At 71.9% G+C, this 22,501-nt stretch carries 22 protein-coding genes; 11 read left to right on the forward strand and 11 right to left on the reverse strand.

Features of this window, described 5'->3' with window-relative positions; translation table 11 throughout:
- Positions 1 to 53: 53 nt before the first annotated feature.
- Together ACFWJB_RS24345 and ACFWJB_RS24350 are read left to right on the forward strand one after the other, a co-directional pair.
- Positions 54 to 1,088 carry a LacI family DNA-binding transcriptional regulator gene (locus ACFWJB_RS24345; RefSeq protein ID WP_385460642.1) on the forward strand — a complete coding sequence of 345 codons (1,035 nt, stop codon included), beginning with the start codon at positions 54 to 56 and terminating at the stop codon, positions 1,086 to 1,088.
- A gap of 84 nt (positions 1,089 to 1,172) precedes the next feature.
- On the forward strand, positions 1,173 to 2,036 hold the full coding sequence (locus tag ACFWJB_RS24350) for a phosphatase PAP2 family protein (protein WP_385460639.1): 864 nt from the start codon (positions 1,173 to 1,175) through the stop codon (positions 2,034 to 2,036).
- A gap of 64 nt (positions 2,037 to 2,100) precedes the next feature.
- Here the strand turns inward: ACFWJB_RS24350 and ACFWJB_RS24355 are convergent, their stop codons facing one another.
- Complete coding sequence (locus tag ACFWJB_RS24355) at positions 2,101 to 5,094, reverse strand: bifunctional [glutamine synthetase] adenylyltransferase/[glutamine synthetase]-adenylyl-L-tyrosine phosphorylase (protein ID WP_386924841.1); 2,994 nt, start codon at positions 5,092 to 5,094, stop codon at positions 2,101 to 2,103.
- A gap of 193 nt (positions 5,095 to 5,287) precedes the next feature.
- Here ACFWJB_RS24355 and ACFWJB_RS24360 point away from each other — a divergent pair, with 193 nt between their 5' ends.
- The gene (locus tag ACFWJB_RS24360; protein WP_385460633.1) at positions 5,288 to 5,734 is read left to right on the forward strand and encodes a VOC family protein; all 447 of its coding nucleotides are present in this window, start codon (positions 5,288 to 5,290) and stop codon (positions 5,732 to 5,734) included.
- A gap of 132 nt (positions 5,735 to 5,866) precedes the next feature.
- On the opposite strand, the gene ACFWJB_RS24365 is transcribed toward ACFWJB_RS24360, so the two are convergent.
- Both ACFWJB_RS24365 and ACFWJB_RS24370 read right to left on the reverse strand, forming a co-directional pair.
- Positions 5,867 to 6,493 carry a DUF305 domain-containing protein gene (locus ACFWJB_RS24365; protein ID WP_385460630.1) on the reverse strand — a complete coding sequence of 209 codons (627 nt, stop codon included), beginning with the start codon at positions 6,491 to 6,493 and terminating at the stop codon, positions 5,867 to 5,869.
- Positions 6,490 to 7,158: a DUF3105 domain-containing protein gene (locus ACFWJB_RS24370; RefSeq protein ID WP_386924844.1), complete on the reverse strand. Its 669-nt coding sequence runs from the start codon at positions 7,156 to 7,158 to the stop codon at positions 6,490 to 6,492. Before ACFWJB_RS24370 ends, ACFWJB_RS24365 begins: the two co-directional genes overlap by 4 nt.
- Before the next feature lie 306 nt (positions 7,159 to 7,464).
- Here ACFWJB_RS24370 and glnA point away from each other — a divergent pair, with 306 nt between their 5' ends.
- Together glnA and ACFWJB_RS24380 are read left to right on the forward strand one after the other, a co-directional pair.
- Positions 7,465 to 8,826, forward strand: coding sequence for a type I glutamate--ammonia ligase (glnA, locus tag ACFWJB_RS24375; RefSeq protein ID WP_385460624.1), 1,362 nt, complete (start codon positions 7,465 to 7,467; stop codon positions 8,824 to 8,826).
- Between the two features lie 168 nt (positions 8,827 to 8,994).
- Positions 8,995 to 9,969 (forward strand): GNAT family N-acetyltransferase, encoded by a 975-nt coding sequence (locus ACFWJB_RS24380; protein WP_386924846.1) that lies wholly within the window; start codon positions 8,995 to 8,997, stop codon positions 9,967 to 9,969.
- Between the two features lie 43 nt (positions 9,970 to 10,012).
- Here ACFWJB_RS24380 and ACFWJB_RS24385 read toward each other — a convergent pair whose 3' ends face one another.
- Entirely contained in the window at positions 10,013 to 10,468 is a 456-nt protein-coding gene (locus tag ACFWJB_RS24385; RefSeq protein WP_386924848.1) for a VOC family protein, read from the reverse strand.
- Between the two features lie 315 nt (positions 10,469 to 10,783).
- Entirely contained in the window at positions 10,784 to 12,037 is a 1,254-nt protein-coding gene (locus ACFWJB_RS24390; RefSeq protein WP_386924850.1) for a hypothetical protein, read from the reverse strand.
- 437 nt (positions 12,038 to 12,474) lie between these two features.
- Here ACFWJB_RS24390 and ACFWJB_RS24395 point away from each other — a divergent pair, with 437 nt between their 5' ends.
- Positions 12,475 to 12,681 carry a hypothetical protein gene (locus tag ACFWJB_RS24395; RefSeq protein WP_385460612.1) on the forward strand — a complete coding sequence of 69 codons (207 nt, stop codon included), beginning with the start codon at positions 12,475 to 12,477 and terminating at the stop codon, positions 12,679 to 12,681.
- Between the two features lie 43 nt (positions 12,682 to 12,724).
- Here the strand turns inward: ACFWJB_RS24395 and ACFWJB_RS24400 are convergent, their stop codons facing one another.
- Positions 12,725 to 12,928 carry a DUF397 domain-containing protein gene (locus tag ACFWJB_RS24400; protein WP_386924853.1) on the reverse strand — a complete coding sequence of 68 codons (204 nt, stop codon included), beginning with the start codon at positions 12,926 to 12,928 and terminating at the stop codon, positions 12,725 to 12,727.
- Positions 12,925 to 13,779: a helix-turn-helix domain-containing protein gene (locus ACFWJB_RS24405; protein WP_386924855.1), complete on the reverse strand. Its 855-nt coding sequence runs from the start codon at positions 13,777 to 13,779 to the stop codon at positions 12,925 to 12,927. Before ACFWJB_RS24405 ends, ACFWJB_RS24400 begins: the two co-directional genes overlap by 4 nt.
- A 132-nt stretch (positions 13,780 to 13,911) precedes the next feature.
- On the opposite strand from ACFWJB_RS24405, the gene ACFWJB_RS24410 reads away from it, so the two are divergent.
- On the forward strand, positions 13,912 to 14,097 hold the full coding sequence (locus ACFWJB_RS24410) for a hypothetical protein (protein WP_385460602.1): 186 nt from the start codon (positions 13,912 to 13,914) through the stop codon (positions 14,095 to 14,097).
- Between the two features lie 30 nt (positions 14,098 to 14,127).
- Here ACFWJB_RS24410 and ACFWJB_RS24415 read toward each other — a convergent pair whose 3' ends face one another.
- The 4 genes from ACFWJB_RS24415 to ACFWJB_RS24430 all read right to left on the reverse strand — a co-directional run bounded on the left by ACFWJB_RS24415 (position 14,128) and on the right by ACFWJB_RS24430 (position 18,955).
- The gene (locus ACFWJB_RS24415) at positions 14,128 to 15,348 is read right to left on the reverse strand and encodes an MFS transporter (protein ID WP_385460599.1); all 1,221 of its coding nucleotides are present in this window, start codon (positions 15,346 to 15,348) and stop codon (positions 14,128 to 14,130) included.
- 101 nt (positions 15,349 to 15,449) lie between these two features.
- Positions 15,450 to 16,412: an endonuclease/exonuclease/phosphatase family protein gene (locus ACFWJB_RS24420; RefSeq protein WP_385460664.1), complete on the reverse strand. Its 963-nt coding sequence runs from the start codon at positions 16,410 to 16,412 to the stop codon at positions 15,450 to 15,452.
- A 276-nt stretch (positions 16,413 to 16,688) separates the two neighbouring features.
- On the reverse strand, positions 16,689 to 17,312 hold the full coding sequence (locus tag ACFWJB_RS24425) for a TetR/AcrR family transcriptional regulator (protein ID WP_385460596.1): 624 nt from the start codon (positions 17,310 to 17,312) through the stop codon (positions 16,689 to 16,691).
- Positions 17,313 to 17,362: 50 nt separating this feature from the next.
- Positions 17,363 to 18,955 (reverse strand): MFS transporter, encoded by a 1,593-nt coding sequence (locus ACFWJB_RS24430; protein ID WP_385460593.1) that lies wholly within the window; start codon positions 18,953 to 18,955, stop codon positions 17,363 to 17,365.
- Positions 18,956 to 19,156: 201 nt separating this feature from the next.
- Between ACFWJB_RS24430 and panB the strand changes: the two genes are divergently transcribed.
- The 4 genes from panB to ACFWJB_RS24450 all read left to right on the forward strand — a co-directional run bounded on the left by panB (position 19,157) and on the right by ACFWJB_RS24450 (position 22,495).
- Entirely contained in the window at positions 19,157 to 20,032 is an 876-nt protein-coding gene (gene panB, locus ACFWJB_RS24435) for a 3-methyl-2-oxobutanoate hydroxymethyltransferase (protein ID WP_385460590.1), read from the forward strand.
- A 148-nt stretch (positions 20,033 to 20,180) separates the two neighbouring features.
- Positions 20,181 to 20,480, forward strand: a complete 300-nt coding sequence (locus ACFWJB_RS24440) for a hypothetical protein (protein ID WP_385460587.1) — start codon at positions 20,181 to 20,183, stop codon at positions 20,478 to 20,480.
- A 165-nt stretch (positions 20,481 to 20,645) separates the two neighbouring features.
- On the forward strand, positions 20,646 to 21,674 hold the full coding sequence (locus tag ACFWJB_RS24445; protein WP_385460584.1) for an ATP-binding cassette domain-containing protein: 1,029 nt from the start codon (positions 20,646 to 20,648) through the stop codon (positions 21,672 to 21,674).
- Positions 21,671 to 22,495, forward strand: coding sequence for an ABC transporter permease (locus tag ACFWJB_RS24450; RefSeq protein WP_385460581.1), 825 nt, complete (start codon positions 21,671 to 21,673; stop codon positions 22,493 to 22,495). The genes ACFWJB_RS24445 and ACFWJB_RS24450 overlap by 4 nt, the downstream gene beginning before the upstream one ends.
- Positions 22,496 to 22,501: the final 6 nt, after the last annotated feature.

Raw genomic sequence — 22,501 nt, forward strand, 5'->3', positions numbered from 1 at the left:
CACGGCGCCCGGTCGGTGTGCAAGGCGCCATCCGGCAGGTACAGTCCAGCCCTGTGACCACACGGCTTGCCGACATCGCCGCCCAGGCGGGCGTGAGTGAAGCGACGGTCAGCCGCGTCCTCAACGGCAAGCCGGGCGTCGCCGCCACCACCCGGCAGTCGGTGCTCGCCGCCCTCGACGTCCTGGGCTACGAACGCCCCGTGCGGCTGCGGCAGCGCAGCGAGGGCCTGGTCGGCCTGATCACCCCGGAGCTGGAGAACCCGATATTCCCGGCCCTGGCCCAGGTCATCGGCCAGGCGCTGACCCGCCAGGGCTACACGCCGGTCCTCGCCACCCAGACCCCGGGCGGCTCCACCGAGGACGAGCTGACGGAGATGCTGGTCGACCGCGGGGTGGCCGGCATCATCTACGTCTCCGGACTGCACGCCGACACCACCGCCGACATGGAGCGCTACGAGCGGCTGCGCGCCCAGGGCGTGCCGTTCGTCCTGGTCGACGGCTTCTCGCCGAAGGTGCAGGCGCCGTTCATCTCCCCCGACGACCGCGCCGCGATGAGCCTCGCCGTCACCCACCTCGTCTCGCTGGGCCACACCCGCATCGGGCTGGCCCTCGGCCCGAAGCGGTTCGTGCCGGTGCAGCGCAAGATCGAGGGTTTCGTCCGCACGGTCCAGGAACAACTGGACCTCGACGCGCGGACCGTGGAGACGGAACTCGTCCAGCACTCCCTCTACACCCTCGAGGGCGGTCAGGCGGCGGCCACCTCGCTCATCGAGCGGGACTGCACGGCCGTGGTCTGCGCCAGCGACATGATGGCGCTGGGCGCGATACGGGCCGCCCGGCAGCGCGGCCTGGACGTGCCCAAGGACGTCTCGGTCGTCGGCTTCGACGACTCCCCGCTCATCGCCTTCACCGACCCGCCGCTGACGACCGTCCGCAAGCCGGTCCCCGCGATGGGGCAGGCGGCGGTGCGCACCCTGCTGGAGGAGATCGGCGGGACACCCGCGCCGCACAGCGAGTTCGTGTTCATGCCGGAGCTGGTGGTGCGCGGCTCGACGGCCTCGGCACCGGGCGAGCGGCACCGGCCCTGACCTCACCCCGGGGCACCGGGTGCGGCCCGGACCCGCCTGGGGGATGATCGGTGGGAAAGGGCTTTTCTGGCAGACTTCATGCCTATGGGTGACGCGACCGTGAGGACTTCGGAGCGCCGCGAAGAGGGCGCTTCGCACCCCGTCACGGAGGAGACGGGGCGGGGACTCGTGCGCCGGCTTCGCAGGCCGCGCCGGCCCCGCCTGTGGTTCGAGATCCTGCTGATCGCCCTCAGTTACTGGACGTACTCACTCGTCCGCAACGCCGTGCCGGAGCAGCGCGGTCAGGCACTGCGCAACGCCGACTGGATCTGGCGGGTCGAGCAGCAGCTCGGCGTCGCCGTGGAGGAAACGGTCAATCACGCCGTCAACTCGGTGACTTGGCTGGTCGTCGGCATGAACTACTACTACGCCACGTTGCACTTCGTGGTGACCCTGGGTGTGCTGGTCTGGCTGTACCGCAGTCATCCGGGCCGGTACGCGGCGACCCGTCTGGTCCTGTTCGCCACGACCGGTGTCGCCCTGGCCGGTTACTACCTGTATCCACTCGCCCCGCCCCGTCTGATGAACGGCGGGAACTTCGTCGACACGGTGATGGTCCACCAGACGTGGGGGTCGATGGCGTCCGGTGACCTGAAGAACATGTCCAACCAGTACGCCGCGATGCCCTCGATGCACATCGGCTGGTCGGTGTGGTGCGGGCTGACGATCTTCGCGCTGGCGTCGGTGCCGTGGGTCCGGGTGCTGGGACTGGTGTATCCGGCACTGACGCTGGTGGTGATCGTGGCGACCGCCAACCACTTCTGGCTGGACGCGGTGGGGGGCCTGCTGTGCCTGGCCTTCGGCTACGCGGTGGCCCGGGTCTGGTACGGGCGCCTGCCGTACGCGCTGCCCCGGGTGGTGCCGGGGAGCGGGGCGCGGCGGAGGGCGTGGGCGGCCGGGCGGGTGTAGCAGCGCGGGGCGCCGGTGCGCGGGGCGCGCGCCGGCGGCACCCCCGCACGCGGCCGCGGACCCGTCACGCGTAGAACAGCTCCTCCACCACCGTGCGGGCGCGGCGGGCCGTGCGGCGGTACTCGTCGAGCATGTCGCCCGCGTGGCCGGTGCCGTGTCCCAGGTAGCGGCCCACGGCCGCCAGTTCGCGCGGGTCGGTCGGGAAGGTGTCGCCGGCCCGTCCGCGCACCAGCATCACCGCGTTGCGCACGCGCGTCGCCAGGACCCACGCCTCGTCGAGGGTCGCGGCGTTCTCCTCGGAGACGAGCCCCGCCTCGCACGCCGCCGCGAGGGCCTGCCGGGTCCTGGTGGTGCGCAGGCCCGCCTCCGCGTGGCCGTGCCGCAGCTGCGTGAGCTGCACGGTCCACTCCACGTCGGACAGGCCACCCGGCCCCAGCTTGGCGTGCAGCTTGGGGTCGGCGCCGCGCGGCAGCCGCTCGGACTCCATGCGGGCCTTGAGCCGCCGGATCTCCCGTACGGCCTCCTCGCTGAGCCCTTGCGCCGGGTACCGCAGCGGATCGACCAGTTCGGTGAACCGCCGCCCCAGGTCCTCGTCGCCGGCGACGAACTCGGCCCGCAGCAGCGCGTGCGACTCCCACGCCAGCGACCAGCGCCGGTAGTAGGCCTCGTAGGACTTGAGCGTGCGCACCAGCGGTCCGGACTTGCCCTCCGGCCGCAGGCCGGCGTCGATGATCAGGGGCGGGTCGGCGCTGGGCACCTGGAGCAGCCGGCGCATCTCGGCGACGACCTTGTTCGCGGCGTCCGCGGCCTCCCGTTCGTCGACCCCGTCGCGGGGCTCGTGCACGAACAGGACGTCCGCGTCCGAGCCGTAGCCCAGCTCGTGCCCGCCGAAGCGGCCCATGCCGATGATCGCGAACCGGGTGGGCAGGGTGTCGCCCCAGCCCTCGCGGACCACGGCCCGCAGGGTGCCCGCCAGAGTCGCCGCCGTCAGGTCCGAGACGGCGGCGCCGACCCGGTCCACCAGGGCGCCCTGGTCGGCCTCCGCGGGCTGCGCCTCGGTGCCGTAGGAGCCGACGATGTCGCCGGCGGCCGTGCGGAACAGCTCGCGGCGCCGCACCCCGCGCGCGGCGGTGACCGCCTGTTCCACGCCGTCCGCGCGGCGCACCGCGGCCAGCACCTCCTGCTCGAGCTGGGCCCGTCCGCGGGGCGCCAGCCCCCCGGCGTCGCCGTCCCCGAGGAGGGCCACCGCCTCGGGCGCCCGCATCAGCAGGTCGGGCGCGAGCCGCCCGGCGGACAGCACCCGGGCGAGGTTCTCGGCGGCCGCGCCCTCGTCCCGCAGCAGCCGCAGGTACCAGGGCGTCTTGCCGAGCGCGTCGGAGACCTTGCGGAAGTTGAGCAGGCCCGCGTCCGGGTCGGCGGAGTCGGCGAACCAGCCCAGCAGCACCGGCAGCAGGGTCCGCTGGATGGCGGCCTTGCGGGTGACGCCGGAGGCCAGCGCCTCAAGGTGCCGCAGGGCGGCGGCCGGGTCGGCGTACCCGAGGGCGACCAGCCGCTCGCGGGCCGCGTCGGGGCGCAGCCGGGTCTCCCCCGGCGCGAGCTGGGCGACCGCGTCGAGCAGCGGCCGGTAGAACAGCTTCTCGTGCAGCCGGCGTACGACGGCCGCGTGCCGCCGCCACTCCCGCAGCAGCCCGCTGACCGGGTCGTTGCGAAGGCCGAGGGAACGGCCCAGGCGCCGCAGGTCGGCCTCCTCCTCGGGCACCAGGTGGGTGCGCCGCAGCCGGTGGAGCTGGATGCGGTGCTCCATGGAGCGCAGGAAGCGGTAGGCCTCGTCGAGCTGGGCGGCGTCCACCCGGCCGACGTAGCCGCCGGCGGCGAGGGCCTTCAGCGCGTCCAGCGTCGTGCCGCTGTGCAGCGACGTGTCGGCCCGTCCGTGCACGAGCTGGAGCAGCTGCACGGCGAACTCGACGTCGCGCAGGCCGCCCGGCCCCAGTTTGAGCTGGCGGTCGACCTCGGCGACGGGGATGTTCTCCACCACCCGGCGGCGCATCTTCTGCACGTCGGCGACGAAGTTCTCGCGTTCGGCGGCCTGCCACACCAGGGGCTGGAGGGCGGCGACGTACTCGCCGCCGAGGGCCGGGTCGCCGGCCACCGGGCGGGCCTTGAGCAGCGCCTGGAACTCCCAGGTCTTGGCCCAGCGCTGGTAGTAGGCGAGGTGGCTGCTGAGGGTGCGCACCAGCGGGCCGTTGCGGCCCTCGGGGCGCAGGTTGGCGTCGACGGGCCAGATGGAGCCCTCGACGGTCGTCTCGGAGCAGATCCGCATCATGTGCGAGGCCAGTCCGGTCGCGGCCCGCAGCGCCTTGGTCTCGTCGGCCTCGCCGGCCGGTTCCCCGACGAAGATGACGTCGACGTCGGAGACGTAGTTCAGCTCGTGTCCGCCGCACTTGCCCATCGCGATCACGGCCAGCCGGCACAGCGCGGCGTCCTCGGGCGCGTCCTCCTCGGCGAGCCGGAGGGCGGCGCGCAGGGTGGCGGTGGCGAGGTCGGCGAGCTCGGCGGCGGTCTCGGCGACGTCGATGGTGCCGCACACGTCGCGGGCGGCGATGGACAGCAGGCAGCGCCGGTAGGCGACGCGCAGGGAGACGGGGTCGGTGGCCCCGGCGAGGCCCTGCTCGAACTCCGCCACTCCCCGGTGCAGGTCGCGCGGCTCGTAGGTGACGAGGGCCTGCCAGTCGCCGGCGTGCCGGGCGAGGTGGTCGGCGAGCGCCTCGGAGGCGCCGAGCACGCCGAGGAGGCGGTCGCGCAGCGGCTTGGCCGCTATCAGGGTGTCCAGCAGCTCCTGGCGCGCGGTGGGGTCGGGCTGTGCCTCCAGCAGCCGGACCAGGCCGTGCAGGGCGAGGTCCGGGTCGGCGGTGGCGCCCAGCGCCTCCAGCAGGACCGGGTCGTTGCGGACCGGTGTCAGCTCGATGCCGTCCAGCAGCCGCTCGGCGGCCGAGGGATCGGTGAAGCCGTGCCGCAGCAGTCGCGTGAAGGTACTGCTCCTGCGCCCCGGCGCCGTCATCTCGGCCTCCTGTCGGACCTGCGGGACCGGTGGGACCGGCCCCGTCGGATCAAGGTCGTACGGCCTGAGCGTAACCGGGGAGCGGCGGGGAGGCGCAGGGTGCGGGCCGTGCCGTCCGCGATCCGGTCGCCGCCGTGCGGGGAGTTCCGCTCTTTCGGTGGCGCGGTGGGCGGTTATCGGCTTCGGTGAGGGCATGGACTTCACCCTCGAAGTGATCCCGCTGCCCGTGACGGACATCGACCGCGCCCGGGACTTCTACCGGGACAGGGTCGGCTTCCACGTCGACATCGACCAGGAGGTGATGCCGGGGATGCGGATCGTCCAGCTGACGCCCCCGGGCTCGGGGTGTTCGATCGCCCTCGGTGACGCCATCTGGGACATGGCGCAGGGCCGGACCCGGCCGGAACCCGGGTCGTACCAGGGTCTGCAGCTGTGCGTCGCCGACATCAAGGCGGCCCACGCGGAACTGGTGGGGCGCGGCCTGGAGGTGTCCGAGCCGGTGCGGTACGCGCCGGACGACGGGGCGACGTTCATGTACTTCACGGACCCGGACGGCAACGGCTGGGCGATCCAGGAGTACCGGCGCCGGCAGACGGAGCCGCTGCACCAGGTGCTGACGGACCTGAAGCGGCAGCGCTGACGCGGCGCCCGCGGCGTCGGCGCCACCGCGGGCTCCCGGCCGTGCCCGGCGCGGGGGCGGGCTCCACCATGCCGAGCATGGGGGCGGGCCCGACCGTGCCCGGCGGGGGGCTCGTCCGTGCCCCCTCCCGGGTCACGCCTCCGGTTTCGCGCCGCGCCGGGCCAGCAGGTCGGCCATCAGCCGGATCTCCGACTCCTGGGACTCGACCATGCCCCGGGCCAGCCGCTTCTCCACCCCGACCGTGCACCGGGCGACGCAGCCCTCGGCCATGTGGACGCCGCCCCTGTGGTGCTCGGTCATGAGCTGGAGGTAGTACACCTCGGCCGCCCTGCCGCTCAGGCCGGCGAGCTTCTTCATCTCGGTGTCGGTGGCCATGCCGGGCATCAGCGAGCCCTCCCCCGCGGACGGCATGTCGCCCATGCCCATCCAGGTCATGGGCGGGTCGGACGACACCTTCGGCAGTCCCCACAGGTCGAGCCAGCCGATCAGCATGCCCCGCTGGTTGGCCTGGGTCTGCGCGATGTCGTAGGCGAGCCGCCGCACCTCCTCGTCCTCGGTGCGGTCCCGCACGACGTACGACATCTCGACGGCCTGCTGGTGGTGCACCGCCATGTCCCGCGCGAACCCGGCGTCGGCCGAGGCGGCGGACGGGGTGGCGTCCCCGCCGTCGTCACCGGCGACCGCGTAGGTGATGGCACCGGCCGCGACGAGTGCCGCCGCGGCGGATCCCGCGATCCAGCCGGCCCGCTTCGGTTTCACTGCGACAGTCCGTTGGTGCAGGCGGCGCCCGGCTCGGGGGTCTGCTCGCCCTGGACGTACTTCTCGAAGAACGCGTTCACGTTCGGGTCGCTCGCGCCCGTCACGGTGCGCTGGTGGCCCCACGCCGTCAGCATGATCGGGTCCTTCTGCTTGTCGTCGGGGCTCATCAGCGAGTACGGGGTCTTCTTCACCTTCGCCGCCAGCGCCTCGACGTCGGCCTCGGGCGCCTTGTCGGTGTAGGTCACCCAGACCGCGCCGTGCTCGAGCGAGTGCACGGCGTTCTCGTTGTTCAGCGGCTTGGTGTAGACGTCGCCGTCGCAGTTCATCCAGACCTGGTTGTGGTCGCCGCCGACCGGGGGCTCGACCGGGTACGTCACCTTCTTGGCGACGTGGTTGCGGGAGAGGGTGCCCTTCCAGGAGCGCACACCGTCCGAGCCGGAGACGAACGAGCCGGAGGTCTTGGAGTCGGTGGCCGCCGTGTCGCCGGAGTCGTCGGTCTGCGAGCGCACGAGCACGACACCGCCGACGACGAGACCGGCGACGACCAGGGTGCTGATCCCGATGGTCAGGATCCGGTTCCGGCGGTCGCGGGCCTCCTCGGCGCGGCGCATCTCCGCTATGCGTGCCTGCCGCGCCGTGTTGCTGCTCTTCTTGGCGGAACCCATGGGGTGTGCCTTCCGGGAAAGGGGGGCGGTGAGTGCGCTGATCGTAATGGTGCGGGCGGGGTCTTTCGTAGGGATGTCGCATGATCCGACGCCGCGGGGCCGCAGGAATGGCCCGATCGAACACGCGGCCTCTACGCTGCGGGTGAGCGGTGCACACGGCCGGCATCCGTATCGGCCGGGGCCGGCCGGCCGATCGGGCTCCGCAACGCGTACGAAATGGTCCTGTGGTGTGATGCTCAGGTGCCCGACCGCCTTCCGCCGTACCGGAGACAGGCGGCGTGACCAGCAAGGATGGGGAAGCGGAAGATGGACAAGCAGCAGGAGTTCGTGATCCGGACGCTCGAGGAGCGCGACATCCGGTTCGTACGCCTGTGGTTCACGGACGTGCTGGGCTTCCTCAAGTCCGTGGCCGTGGCCCCGGCCGAGCTGGAGCAGGCCTTCGACGAGGGCATCGGCTTCGACGGTTCCGCGATCGAGGGATTCGCCCGGGTCTACGAGTCCGACATGATCGCCAAGCCGGACCCGTCCACGTTCCAGATCCTGCCCTGGCGCGCGGAGGCGCCCGGCACGGCCCGCATGTTCTGCGACATCCTCATGCCGGACGGCTCGCCGTCCTTCGCGGACCCGCGCTACGTGCTCAAGCGCGCCCTGGCCCGCACCTCCGACCTGGGCTTCACCTTCTACACGCACCCGGAGATCGAGTTCTTCCTGCTGAAGGACAAGCCGGTGGACGGCACCGTCCCGACGCCGGCCGACAACTCCGGGTACTTCGACCACACCCCGCAGAACATCGGCATGGACTTCCGCCGCCAGGCGATCACGATGCTGGAGTCGATGGGCATCTCGGTGGAGTTCTCCCACCACGAGGGCGCCCCCGGCCAGCAGGAGATCGACCTGCGCTACGCCGACGCGCTGTCCACGGCCGACAACATCATGACGTTCCGCCTGGTCATGAAGCAGGTCGCGCTGGAGCAGGGCCTGCAGGCCACCTTCATGCCGAAGCCGTTCTCGGAGTACCCGGGCTCGGGCATGCACTCGCACCTCTCGCTCTTCGAGGGCGACCGCAACGCGTTCTACGAGTCGGGCGCGGAGTACCAGCTCTCCAAGGTCGGCCGGTCCTTCATCGCGGGCCTGCTGCGGCACGCGGCGGAGATCTCGGCGGTCACCAACCAGTGGGTGAACTCGTACAAGCGCATCTGGGGCGGCTCGGAGCGCACGGCGGGCGCGGGCGGCGAGGCCCCGTCCTACATCTGCTGGGGCCACAACAACCGCTCCGCGCTGGTCCGCGTCCCGATGTACAAGCCCGGCAAGACCGGCTCGGCCCGCGTCGAGGTCCGCTCCATCGACTCCGGTGCCAACCCGTACCTGACCTACGCGGTCCTGCTGGCCGCCGGCCTCAAGGGCATCGAGGAGGGCTACGAGCTCCCGCCGGGCGCCGAGGACGACGTGTGGGCCCTGTCCAACGCCGAACGCCGTGCGCTGGGCATCGAGCCGCTCCCGCAGAACCTGGGCGAGGCCCTGGCCCTGATGGAGCACAGCGACCTGGTCGCCGAGACCCTCGGCGAGCACGTCTTCGACTTCTTCCTGCGCAACAAGCGGCAGGAGTGGGAGGAGTACCGCTCCCAGGTGACGGCCTTCGAGCTGCGCAAGTCGCTGCCGGTGCTGTAGGGCCGGCCGGGGCGGGTGTCCCGCTCCTTCGACGGACGGGGCCGACGGTCATGGACCGCCGGCCCTACGTCGTCCCGCCGGCCCTGGGCCGTCTCCGGGCCGTACGCACGGACTCCGCACGCGGAAATCCGGATGACGTCGTCATCCTGTCCTGCCTAGCGTCGGCCCATGGCCTTCGACCTCGCGAGTCTCACCCGCCGTCCGATCGCCGCGCCGGACGCCGCCGCCCTGGCCGGTCTGCTCAACGCGATCGAAGTGGTCGACGTGTTCGGCGAGTACTACTCCGAGGAGGATGCCGCCGACCAGATCAACGCCCCGCTGCTCGACCTCGACCGCGGCACGGTCGGCGTCTTCGACGGCGACCTCATGGTCGGCTACTCCTCCGCAGCGCACAAGCCGGTGGCGGAGGGGGTGCACCGTGTGGTCGTCAGCGGCGGCGTACATCCGGACCACCGGCGTCGGGGACTCGGTGCGGAGCTGCTGGCCGCGGGGATCAGAAGTGCGAAGGTGCTGCACGCGATCCATCATCCCGGACTGCCGCTCGCCGTCGACGTCCACAACAACGCGCTCAACGACGGCGCGCTCGCCTGCTACCGAGCCGCGGGCATGACCCCCTTCCGGCGGTACTCGCACCTGCGGCACCCGCTCGGAGCCGCCATCGTCGCCGCGCCGACGCCCGAGGGCTTCGTCTTCGAGAGCCACTCCGCGGACAACGACCCCGAGTTCTACGCGGTCGGCAACGAGAGCTTCCTCGATCGTCGGGGCGGGGTCCCGACGCCCCTGGAGCAGTGGCGTGGGCTGCTCGGCTGGCAGGCCTTCCGTCCCGGTCTCAGCTTCCTGCTGCGCGACGCGGACAGCGGCGCGGCCGTCGGCATGCTGCTGACCTTCTCCTGGGACGCGGACACCGAGGCGACCGGCGTCCGTGACGCGCACTTCCTGCGCGTCGGAACCCGCCGCGCCTACCGCAGGCGTGGCGTGGCCGGCGCGTTGATCAGCCACGCGCTGCGCCGCGCCCAGGACGAGGGCTTCGACCGAGCGAGCATCGAAGTGGATGCCGACAGCCTGACCGGAGCGGACGGCCTCTACGAGCGGGCCGGTTTCACCGTCGCCCGGACGGAAGTCGGCTACAGCCTCGACGCGTGAGCGCCAGAGAGAGTCGCTGTGACCAGCACCGTCGCACCGGCCCTCAGACGACGTCGAACTCGTTGCCCTCGGGGTCCTGCATGGCCGCGGCGTAGAGCCCCATGTCCGGCTCGTCCCTGATCCTCAGCACAGTGGCACCGGCTTCGACCAGCTGGTCCACCGCGGCGCTGACCCGCCGCGCGCGCACGTCCAGCGGGACTTCACGGCCGCCACCGACCTTCAGGTCGAAGTGCCACCGGTTCTTGGCGGTCTTCAGCTCCGGGACCTGCTGGAACCACACGCGTGGTCCGCGACCCGCCGGATCGACGATCGACTCCGCCATGTCGCCGGCCCCGGACGGCAACTCCTCCGCGGGCACCCCCATCGCCACCCAGGAGGCACGCCACGTGGCGTGCCCGTCCGGCGCGGGCTCGGGCACATAGCCCAGGGCCGGGGCCCAGAACGTCACCATTCTCCGCGGATCGGAGCAGTCGATCGTCAGCTGCACTGTCATCTCCATGCCCGGAGCCTCCCAGGCAGGTCTGACAGACGATCCATTCTCGTGAAGGGCCTTGGGCGCTTCGACCTCCACCTGACGCTGCCCGCGCATCCCAGCCCGGACATCGACCGAACCTTGAGAACGACGACTCCGCCCGCGCATGCGTTCGCTGGCGACGACCACGGCGGGGGGAACCGGGCGAACTCCTGCACGTCGGCCCGGCCTGGACACCACCCGCTGGGTGATCCTTCCCGGCGCACCGGCTCGGCCTCGACGACCTGCGCCCGACACCGCCGCCTCGCAGCAGGACGCCTGAGAACGCGTCCGTCACAGGGCCTACTTGTCGGAGCGGCCGGACATGGCCTTGCCGAGGGCGTCGAGGATCGAGGTCTTCGCGGTGGAATCGCGTGGGAGGACGAGGCTCAGCACGGCCGTGATGATGAGGGTGACCCGCACCCCGCTCGCCACATCGGGCGCCTGCGCCACCGCCGGTATCCAGGGCAGCGCGACGGCCGCGGTGAGAAGGACGACCGGGGGCCACACCGCGGCCGTTGTCCTGCGCAACCGGGACAGTGCGGTCACCGGCGGAGCAGCGGCGGTCAGGGTCTCCCAGTCGTCGTCGATCAGCGCGAGCACCCCGGCGCAGAGGGACTGCCTGACGAGGTCGAAGGAGCCCGGCCCGCCGGCCCGGGCTATCGGCGTCCGGTGCTGCCGGAGGACGGTGGCCAGCCGCAGTGTGTCGGCCCGGGCGGGTCCGCGCCCGCCTGCGAAGGGGCGGGCGGGCAGCGCGGCCTCCGCCTTGCGGGCGGCCTTCTCCAAGGCGCGTTCCACCGCCCTTCGTGAGCGTTTGCGGAACCAGGTGCCGCGGTGGGCGTGGGTGACCGCGCAGGCGTCGATCAGGCTGAGGAGCAGGAGGTCGTAAGGGCGCAGGACGGGGCGGACCAGCCACTTGATCAGGCCGAGGCACATCGACATCCAGATCGCGACGAGCAGGGCGAGGCCCAGGGTGATCAGGACGGCCTGGGCGATCTGGGCGGCGAACCGTACCAGGGCGTCGCGGGCCGTGGGCCACTGGCCGCCGCGGACGTCTCCCGAGTAGGCGAAGAAGGTCAGGGAGACGGTGACGAGGCCGAGACCGAGGGTGTGGAGCAGGGCCATCCGCCCCGCATGCAGACTCCGCACGGGCGGTTGTGCGTACAGATGCTGGGTCCACAGCAGCATGCCGGCCGCCACGACGAAGATGCCGAAGCCGAGCCATAAGGACACGGAGTGGTGCGTGGGGACGTCGTGCATGGCGATGACACGGTTGAACCAGGGGATTCCCAGGGACACCTGGTCCCTCCCGTGGACCGCCATCAGCCGGATGATCCAGGGGAGCGCGGCGGCGACGAGGAGGCACCCCGGGACGGTGAGCGGCCACCATTCCTGGGTGGCCTGCTCCTGGATGGCCCGGCGGGCGGCGGCCCTGGCGGCCTCCCTCCTGACGCGTACGGTCTCCTCCGCGGTCAGCGCGTCGGCGCAGGAGACCGTGACACGGTCGCGGTACCGCGCGGCCTCCGCGCGGACGACCTCGATGGACGGCTCGCTCACGGCTGTTCCTCCGTTGCGGGTGAAGCGGGAGAACCTCAGCACTATGCCCGTCCGGGCCTGCCCCGTCAGCTCGTTGAGCCACGGATGACGGCGTCCCCGAACATTCCCCGGACCTGCACACCGTCCATCACTCGGTCACGCGAACGGTCCGGAGCGGCGGGAGCCGGGGCGGCTGCGGGCGTCCGCGCGGCGGGTAAGCCTCTCCCCCAGGGCGGATTGCGTGAAGACAGGGGCCCTTTCCCCGACGCCATGCCCACACCGGTGAACGCGGTGACGTTGCGATTGAACGCTCAACAGCGTGCGGATGGTGGGCCGTTCGTACGCGTGCTTTGATCGGTGCGCGGCGCGCCGGTGATCGTTCCGGGCTCCCCGATCCGCATCCCGGGCGTGCGCGCCTCACCGCTCCGACTTCTTTCGCGCGAAGGAAAGGACCTGTCATGAACCACGTCCCCCAGGTCGAATCGGCCGAACTCTCCGACACGGACCTCGACCAGGTGTCCGGCGGCCTCGCCGTCAGCACCGCCGTCGTCGCGACCGGCGGTTCCGTCGCCGCGGGTCTCTACGCCGAGGCCGGCCCGGTCTCCGTCTGCGCCGGCCTCGGCGCGTCGGCGACGCACGGCCAGGTGCGCCCCATGAGCATCTGAGCCGAAGCACACCGGGCCCCGGACCACCGCGTCCGGGGCCTGCTCAGTCCTCGCCGGTACCGCCCAGAAACCCGCCCCACGCCGCCGGCGAGACGACGAGGCGGGGGCCGTCGGGGCGCTTGGAGTCACGGACGTGAACGACGGCGGGGGTCATGGCGACCTCGACGCAGTCGTTGCCGTCTCCGCTGCTGCTGTAGCTGCTTCTGATCCACGTAGTAGCTTCCGGCATTGCGAGGGTGCGGGTCATGACTCTCCAAGCATCTGCTCGATGACGGCCCGTGACTCTCGGGGCGTGAGAGCCTGGGCCCGGATCATGCCATAGCGCAACTCGAGGATCCTCAGTTGCTTCGGGTCGGTCACCGGCCGCCCGGCGAACGCCCCCTCGGAGCGCCCCACCGCCGTGCCGTCGGGAAACTTCAGCACCTCGACCAGTCCGCCCGTCCCGACGTGCTCCTCGCAGTCGGTCGGCATCACCTGAATCGACACGTGGCGCAACTCCCCTAGCTCCAGCAGGCGTTCGAGCTGTCGTCGCCACTCCATTCTGCCTCCCACCGGACGGCGCAGAGTCACTTCCTCCTGGACGAAACTGAGGGTCGGCGCGGGCGACCGCTCGAAGACCGAACGGCGAGCCAACCGCGCGGCGACCATACGTTCGGTCTCCTCATCCGTGTAGGCGGGCAGCCACGCGTCGAACAACGCGCGCATGTGGGCCTCGGTCTGGAGCAGGCCGTGGACGTTGTGGGTGCTGTAGAGCCCGATCTCGACCGCGCTGGCCTCCAGCTTCGCCAAGTCCCGCACCTGCTTGGGGTACCGGACCCGCTTCACGTCCTCCCAGGCCGCGGTGATGAGCCCGTCCGCCCCCAGCACCTGGTCGGCCTTCTCCAGGTACTCCCGCCGGGGAATCCGCTTCCCGCCCTCGATCTTGTAGACGAGGTCCTCCCCGTAGCCCACCGCCGCCCCGAAGTCGCCCGCCCGCATCCCCACCGCCTCGCGCCGCAGCTTCAGCTGCCGCCCGACGGTGGCGATGACGGCCACGCCCCACTCGTCGTCCGGGTCGACCTCCCACCCGGGCTCGTCCGCAGCACCGCCCACCGACATCCCCACCTCCGTCGTACGCGTTCTGTCGCGACGCGTACGACGGTAGGCGGGAAGCCGGCGCCGCTCGGCGGGATGGCCGGGACGGCACTCCGGAGAGTGACGGCTCGCCGCGTGGTGCGCGACCATGAGGGCATGACGGAGACGAACCACGAAGGCATCCGCCGCAGCGCCCTTGCGCACCGCGTCTGGGACGGACCCTTCGTGTCCGACGAGGAGACCTTCGACCTCGGAGGCCCCGTGGACAAGGACGCGATCCGAGCCGCGGTCACGGAAGGGCGTGAGGAGACCGGGCGTCGGAACCGGGGCCGCGCTACCTGACGGCCCCGGTCGACGCTTACGGGGTCCTCGTCACCGCCGCACCGGCTCCGCCGTCTCCGGCACGTGTCCCGCGACCACGCGGCGGTGGACGGCCTCCGCCGTGGTGGTCCGGCGGTCCACCGCGTACGCCGTGCCCGCGACCGCCAGGCCGAGGACCGCCAGGGCCGCGCCGGCCAGGGCCGGGGACGTGGCGCCGAGGCCCGCCGCGAGGGCGAGGCCGCCGATCCAGGCGCCGCCGGCGTTGGCGAGGTTGAAGGCCGCCTGGTTGGCCGAGGAGGCGAGGGACGGGGCGGCCGAGGCCTTCTCCATGACCATCAGCTGGAGCGGGGAGCCGGTGATGAACGCGGCCATGCCGAGCAGCGCCACCGCGACGGCCGCGGTGACCTCCGTGCGCATGAGGAGGGGGAAGAGCGCGAGGACCACGACCAGGGAGGCGAGGCCGCCGAAGAGCGTGCCGCGCAGGGAGTGGTCCGCCAGCCGGCCGCCGAGCAGGTTGCCCGCGGTGGCGCCGACGCCGAACAGGGCGAGCAGCAGGGTCACGCTGGCCTCGGCGAAGCCGGCGGCGTCCGTGAGCATCGGCGTGATGTAGCTGTAGGCGGCGAAGAGCGCGCCGAAGCCGGCGACCGTGGTGCCGAGTGCCAGCCAGACCGGCAGGGAGCGCAGAGCGGCCAGTTCGCCGCGCAGACCCGTCGTGGGGGCCGGGGCGTGGTCGCGCGGGATCAGTGCCACGAGGGCCGCTATCGCCGCGACGCCGATCGCGCTGACCCCGAGGAAGGTGGCCCGCCAGCCCAGGTGCTGGCCCATGGCGGTGGCGGCGGGGACGCCGACGATGTTGGCGACCGTCAGGCCCAGGAACATCAGGGAGACGGAGCGGGCCTTGCGTTCCGGCGCGACCATGCCGGTGGCGACGACCGCGCCGACGCCGAAGAAGGCACCGTGCGGCAGGCCGCTGACGAAGCGGGCGGCGAGCAGGGAGATCTCGCCGGGGGCGGCGGCCGACAGGGCGTTGCCGGCGACGAAGAGGACCATCAGGGCGATCAGGACCGTGCGCCGGGACATCCGCGCGGTGGCCGCCGCGAGCAGCGGGGCGCCGATGACGACACCGAGGGCGTACGCCGAGACCAGGTGTCCGGCGGTGGGGATCGAGATGTGGAGGTCGTCGGCGACATCGGGCAGCAGGCCCATCATCACGAACTCGGTCGTGCCGATGCCGAAGGCGCCCACGGCGAGGGCGAGCAGGGCCAGGGGCATGAAGGGTCTCGCCTTTCGAGAGCGGAGTGCGTACGGGAGGAGCGTCTGTATGTTCCCGTACGGAACAAAGCCTCTCAGGGCGAGTATTCCCTCGGCGAATCTCAGGAAGCCGTTGTGTCGACCTTCACACGCGCGGCGATCGGCAGGTGGTCGCTGCCGGTCTCCGGGAGGGTCCAGCTCGTCTTCGGTTCGACGCCCGTGACCAGGATCTGGTCGATGCGGGCCATCGGGAAGGACGCCGGCCAGCTGAAGCCGAAGCCGTCGCCCACGGCGCCCTGCGGGGAGCGCATCTGGGAGGTGATCGCGGTGAGCGCGCGGTCGTTCATGGTGCCGTTGAGGTCGCCGAGCAGGATCTTGCCGGGCAGCCTCTCGTGGGCGATGGCCTCGCCGAGGGCCTCGGCGCTCTTGTCCCGCTGCCGGGCGGTGAAGCCGGCCTCCAGCTTCACCCGGACGGAGGGGAGGTGGGCGACGTACACGGCGACCGGGCCGGAGGGGGTGGCCACGGTGGCGCGCATCGCGCGCTTCCAGCCCAGCCGGATGTCGACGGCCTTCACGTCGCTCATCGGGTACCTGCTCCACAGCCCGACCGTGCCGACCACCGCGTGGTGCGGGTACTTCGCCTCCAGTGCCTTCTCGTACATCGGGACGGCGGACGCCTTCAGTTCCTCCAGGGCCAGGACGTCCGCGCCGGCGGCGGCCACGGCGCGGGCGGTGCCGGCCGGGTCGGCGTTGTCGGCGTTGACGTTGTGCGTGGCCACGGTGAGGTCGCCGCCGGTTCCGGTCTTGTCGAAGAGCAGGCCGCCGAAGAGGTTGAGCCAGACGCTCACCGGCAGGACGAGCGCGATCAGCGCCGTGGCCGACTTGCGGACGAGGGCGATCACGAGCAGGACCGGCACCAGCAGGCCGAACCACGGCAGGAACGTCTCGGTGAGGCTGCCGAGGTTCCCGACGGCGTTGGGGATGTGCGAGTGCGCGGCCATCACCACGGCCAGGAGGACGGCCACCGCCGCCGTGACCAGGCCCCGGCGCCAGATCTTCCGGTCGCCGCGCCAGCCGGTGGTCATCCGGTCGAACAGGCGCCGAAGCCGGGGGCCCCGACGCTCGGGTCCCGAGCCGCCGTTGTCCGTCTCCGTCATGTACGCCTGCTGCGCCATACCGCCGCCTCACTGCCTGCCGTGCACACCGTCGCCCCCCGTGTCTCAGCACCCTAGGGGATGATCGGTTCCGTTCCCGCCGTCCCATGACGGCCGTACGGGCACAGGGACGCCCGGGGCGGCGTCCGGAGTTCCGAACACGGGCGGGAGCGGGGGTCTCTGTGACAGAACGAGCACATTCGGGCCCTATGGGCGCGGCGGGCCCACGGGGCGGAGGCCGCCGAGCAGGGTGTCGACGATCTGCGTGGCGAGATCCTCGGGGAGGTCGCCCTCCGGACGCATGATCGCGCGGACCAGCATGGGGCCGACGACGATGTCGTGGAGCAGCCCCAGGTCGACGTCGTCGCGCAGTTCGCCGTGGTCGCGGCCGCGGCGCAGTATCTCGATGCCGAGTCTGCGCCGCGGTTCGATGACGGTGTTGTGGTACGCCGCCCAGATTCTGGGGCTGGACTTCATCTGGGCGTACACGCTGTGCAGGATCGCCGACCGGTTGGTCAGGCCGCGCTGCCGCAGCGACTCCAGGACGACGATCAGGTCGTCGCGCATCGAGGTGCCGGGCAGGACCGGGTCCTCGGGCTCGGCGGCCCGCACCACGTCGACGAGGAGTTCCTCCTTGCCGCTCCACCGGCGGTAGATGGTGGCCTTGCCGACGCCCGCCATGCGCGCGATGCGCTCGACGGACAGCTCGGCGAGCGGGACGCCCTGCTCCAGGAGCTCCAGCACGCCCTCGATGATGGCGCGCTCGACGGCCTCGCTGCGGGGGCGCCCCCGCGTGGGGAAGCCGTGTGGCGAGCGGCTGTCGAGGCTCACGTGCCGGGTCCTTTCACTGGGCTGGGACGATTGTCCCTCGTACGTCCGTACTACTCCATGGTGGCCACCGGCTCCCGTTCCCGCTCGGGCGACGCGGGCTCCGGGGTGCGGCCCGGCAGGAACAGGGCCACCACGACCACGCCGAGCACGGCGACGCCCGCTCCCCACAGGGCGGTGACGTGCATGGCGTGCAGGAAGGCGTCGTGGGCCGGTCCGACCAGGGCCTCGCCCCGGGGGCCGAGCTTCGCGGCGACGCCGAGCGTGGCCTCGATGGACTCACCGGCGGTGTGGCGCAGGTCCGCCGGGACGCGGTCGAGGTCGCCCTCGATGCCGGTGCGGTAGGCGGTGGACAGCACGGAGCCGAGGACGGCGATGCCGAGGGCGCCGCCGACCTGGCGGAAGGTGTTGCTGAGCGCGGAGGCCGAGCCGGCCTTCTCGCGGGGCAGGGCCTGCATGATGACGACGCTGGTCGGCGTCATGATGTGCGCCATGCCGGTGCCCATGAGGAAGAAGTAGACCTCCAGGAGCCAGACCGGCGTGTCCGCCTCCAGCGTGGCGAACGCGGCCAGCATCGCGGCGATGAGCACCATGCCGGCCGTGGTCGTGGCCCGGTTGCCGAAACGGTCGACGAGCAGGCGGGCCCGGGGAGCGAAGATCAGCTGCGCGGCGGCCAGCGGCAGCATCAGCAGACCGGTCTCCAGCGGCGAGTAGCCGAGCACGCTCTGGGTGTAGAAGACGGAGAAGAAGGTCACGCCCATCAGGGCGAAGAAGACCAGCGCTATGGCGGCGATCGCGGCGGAGAAGACCTTGTTGCGGAAGTACGTGACGTCGATGGACGGGTGGCTGCTGCGCTTCTCGTACACGACGAAGGCCACGAGCACCGCGAGACCCGCGCCGATCGTCGCCAGCACGGTCGGGTCCGTGAAGTCGGCGAGCTGGCCGCCCTTGATGATGCCGTAGACGAGCAGGACCAGGCCGACGACGGACAGGACGACGCCGACCGGGTCGAGGCGGCCGGGGTTCGGGTCGCGGGAGTCGGGGACCAGCCACAGCATCAGCGCGAGGGCCACGACGACGATCGGCACGTTGACGAGGAAGACCGAGCCCCACCAGAAGTGGTCCAGGAGCAGCCCGCCGGTGATCGGGCCGATGGCGATGGCCAGGCCCACGCCGCCGGCCCAGATGCCGATGGCCTTGGGCTGCTCCTCGCGCTCGAAGACGTTCATGAGGACGGCGAGGGTGGCGGGCATGACGAAGGCGGCGCCCAGGCCCATCACCGCGCGGAAGGCGACGAGCTGGCCGGGTGAGCCGGAGAAGGCGGCGAGCGCCGAGCCGATGCCGAACACGGCCAGGCCGCCGAGCAGGACCTTCTTGCGGCCGAGCCGGTCGCCGAGCAGGCCGGCGGTGAACAGCAGGCCCGCGAAGACGAGCGTGTAGGCGTTGATCGCCCACTCCAGCTCGCTCTGGGTGGCGCCCAGGCCGGTCGGCTCGGGGGTGGAGATGGTCTTGATGGCGACGTTCAGGATCGAGTTGTCGAGCACCACGATCAGCAGGCTCAGCATGAGCACGCCGAGGATGGCCCAGCGGCGCCGGTGCACCTCTTCCGGTATGCGCCGGGAGGAAGAGTCGGCAGGAGTAGTCATGGGGACGAGCCTAGGATCCTTAAGATACGAGACCGTTCCGTATCGTAATTCTCTTACCGACCTCTTACACCGGCCCGCCCGCCACCGCCGTACGGCATGTGGCGAGGGTCCCCTAGCCGTCCGGCGGCACGAGGTGCCACCATGGGAGGGATCCGGGGACGCCGTCAGGGCGCCTCGAGATGACATGAAGGAGCCGTTGCCATGACGCAGCTTTCGGCTGCCCAGACGCCTCAGGCCAAGTCCGCCGACGGCGGCAGGGCGCTGTACGGGGGCAAGAGCACCCGCCGCATCACCGTCCGCGACATCACCGCCGCCAAGGAGCGCGGCGAGAAGTGGCCCATGCTCACCGCCTACGACGCGATGACCGCGTCCGTGTTCGACGAGGCCGGCATCCCGGTCATGCTCGTCGGTGACTCCGCGGGCAACTGCCACCTCGGCTACGACACCACCGTGCCCGTCACGCTGGACGAGATGATCATGCTGTCGGCCGCCGTGGTCCGCGGCACCAGCCGCGCCCTGATCGTGGCCGACCTGCCCTTCGGCTCCTACCAGGAGGGCCCGGTGCAGGCGCTGCGCTCGGCGACCCGGCTGGTGAAGGAGGCCGGCGCCGGGGCGGTCAAGCTGGAGGGCGGCGAGCGCTCGCACCGGCAGATCGAGCTGCTCGTGGAGTCCGGCATCCCGGTGATGGCGCACATCGGCCTCACCCCGCAGTCCGTCAACGCCATGGGCTACCGGGTGCAGGGCCGCGGCGAGGAGGCCGCCCAGCAGCTGCTGCGCGACGCCAAGGCCGTGCAGGACGCGGGCGCCTTCGCGGTCGTCCTGGAGCTGGTGCCGGCCGAGCTGGCCGCCGAGGTGACGCGCACCCTGCACATCCCGACCGTCGGCATCGGCGCGGGTCCGGAGACGGACGCGCAGGTGCTGGTGTGGACCGACATGCTCGGGCTGACCGGCGGACGGGTGCCGAAGTTCGTGAAGAAGTACGCCGACCTGCGCCAGGTCATGGGTGACGCGGCGAAGTCGTTCGCCGAGGACGTCGTCGGCGGAACGTTCCCGCTGGACGAGCACTCCGTCCACTAGACCAGCACGGCACCACCCGGCCCCGCCGATCTTCCCCCGTCGGCGGGGCCGGCTCGTTTCCCGCCCCCCGGCCGACGGCGGACCGGGTGTCCGCGTTCACCGGGACGTGCGACACGTAGCGGGCCGAACCCGGGGTACACGGCTCGGCATGGCAGCGACGACCGAGCACCGCTCCCCCCTGCAGACCATGCGTCAGCTACGTCAACTGCGCCGTATCCGGGCCTTCTACGCGGCGGGCCTCTGCCTGTGGGCGGTGTCGGCCGCCTGGACGGGGTGGGAGTCCCCCGGGAGCAGGCAGATGTGGGCGTCCGCACTCCTCCTGGGTGTCTTCACGGGGCTGCTGCTCCTGGCCACCCTGTGGCTGCGCCGCCTCGAACACGCCGCTCCCGGCCGGCCCGTCCACCACGCCGCGCCCCGCACGGCGGGCGCCGCGCAGCACGCGGGCTGATCCCCCGCCGGACGCTCCGTCACCCACCGGCCTGCTGGTGCGGCGGGTGCACGACGGCGCCGGACCTGAGGCGCCGGCCGGCCGTGCGGCGGCCCGCCGGCGCTGTCGGCGGCATGTCGGTGGTTCGTCGGTGGTTTGTCGGCGGCCCCTGGGATCGTCGTGGACATGAAGCGAATCGACGACACCCCCGAGTCCGCGAACAGCGCGGTCACCGTGCGGGGGCTGGTCAAGCACTACGGCGAGACCAAGGCGCTGGACGGCGTCGACCTGGACGTGCGCGAGGGCACCGTGATGGGCGTGCTCGGGCCGAACGGCGCCGGCAAGACCACCCTCGTCCGCATCCTGTCCACCCTCATCACCCCCGACACCGGGCAGGCGCACGTCGCCGGCTACGACGTCGTACGGCAGCCGCGGCAGCTGCGGCGGGTGATCGGGCTCACCGGGCAGTACGCGTCCGTGGACGAGAAGCTCCCCGGCTGGGAGAACCTCTACATGATCGGGCGGCTGCTCGACCTGTCTCGCCGGGACGCCCGCGCGCGTGCCGACGAACTGCTGGAGCGGTTCTCGCTCACCGAGGCCGGCAAGCGCCCCGCGTCCACCTACTCGGGCGGCATGCGGCGCCGGCTCGACCTGGCCGCCTCCATGATCGGCCACCCGGCCGTCCTCTTCCTGGACGAGCCCACCACCGGCCTGGACCCGCGCACCCGCAACGAGGTGTGGGACGAGGTCAAGCGCATGGTCGGCGACGGCGTCACCGTGCTGCTGACCACCCAGTACATGGAGGAGGCCGAGCAGCTCGCCTCCGAGCTGACCGTCGTCGACCGCGGCAAGGTCATCGCCAAGGGCGGCATCGAGGAGCTGAAGGCGAAGGTCGGCGGGCGCACCCTGCGCGTCCGCCCGGTCGACCCCGCGCAGCTGCGCCCGCTCGCCGCGTACCTGGACGAGATGGGCATCACCGGGCTCGCCAACTCCGCCGTGGACACCCAGCGCGGAGCCGTGCTGGTGCCGATCCTCAGTGACGAGCAGCTGACCGCCGTGGTCGGCGCGGTCACCGCGCGCGGTGTCACCATCGCCTCCATCACCACCGAGATGCCCAGCCTGGACGAGGTCTTCCTGTCCCTCACCGGCCACCGCGCCAGTGCCCCGCAGGACCCCGCGCCCGCCACCGACACCCGCGAGGAGGTCGCCGTATGAGCGCCGCCACCGTCACTCCCGTCGCCGCTCCCGCTCCCGACGCCCGGATCCCGCTGCGCGGACACGTGCGGCACACCGGCGCGCTGGTCCGCCGCAACCTGCTGTGGATCCGGCAGGACCCGGAGTCGATGTTCGACGCCATCCTGTTCCCGGTGATCTTCACGCTGCTGTTCGTCTACGTCTTCGGCGGCTCCATCGGGCAGTCGCTGGGCGGCGGGCAGCAGGCGTACGTCCAGTACGTCGTGCCCGGCCTGATGGCCATGATGGGCATGAACATGGCCCAGGGCGTGGGCACCGGTTTCAACCAGGACTTCAACTCCGGCGTCATGGACCGCTTCCGGTCCCTGCCGATCGGGCGCGGCTCCGTGCTGTTCGCCAAGATCGCCGTAGAGCTGCTGCGGATGCTGTTCGCCACCGTGGTGCTGATGATCGTCGGCGTGCTCGTCGGCTTCGACATCACCAACTGGGGCGGTCTGCTGGCCTCCGTGGGACTGTCGGTGCTGTTCGGCTCGGCCCTGATGTGGATCTTCCTCACGCTGGGCGTGATGATGAAGAACGCGCAGTCCGTGCAGGCGATGGGCTTCCTGGTGCTGATGCCGCTGCAGTTCGGCTCCTCGATCTTCGCGCCGACGCAGTCGATGCCGGGCTGGCTGAAGTCCTTCACGGACTACAACCCGCTCTCCAGCCTCGCCGACGCCGCGCGGGGCCTGATGGTGGGCGGTCCCGTCGCACACGACCTGTGGATGACGGTGGGCTGGTCGGTGGCGCTCACGGCGGTCATGGCGCCGATCGCGATCCACAAGTTCCGTACGAAGGCCTGACGAGGG

The sequence above is a fragment of the Streptomyces sp. NPDC127100 genome (genome assembly GCF_042724095.1).
Taxonomy (GTDB): domain Bacteria; phylum Actinomycetota; class Actinomycetes; order Streptomycetales; family Streptomycetaceae; genus Streptomyces.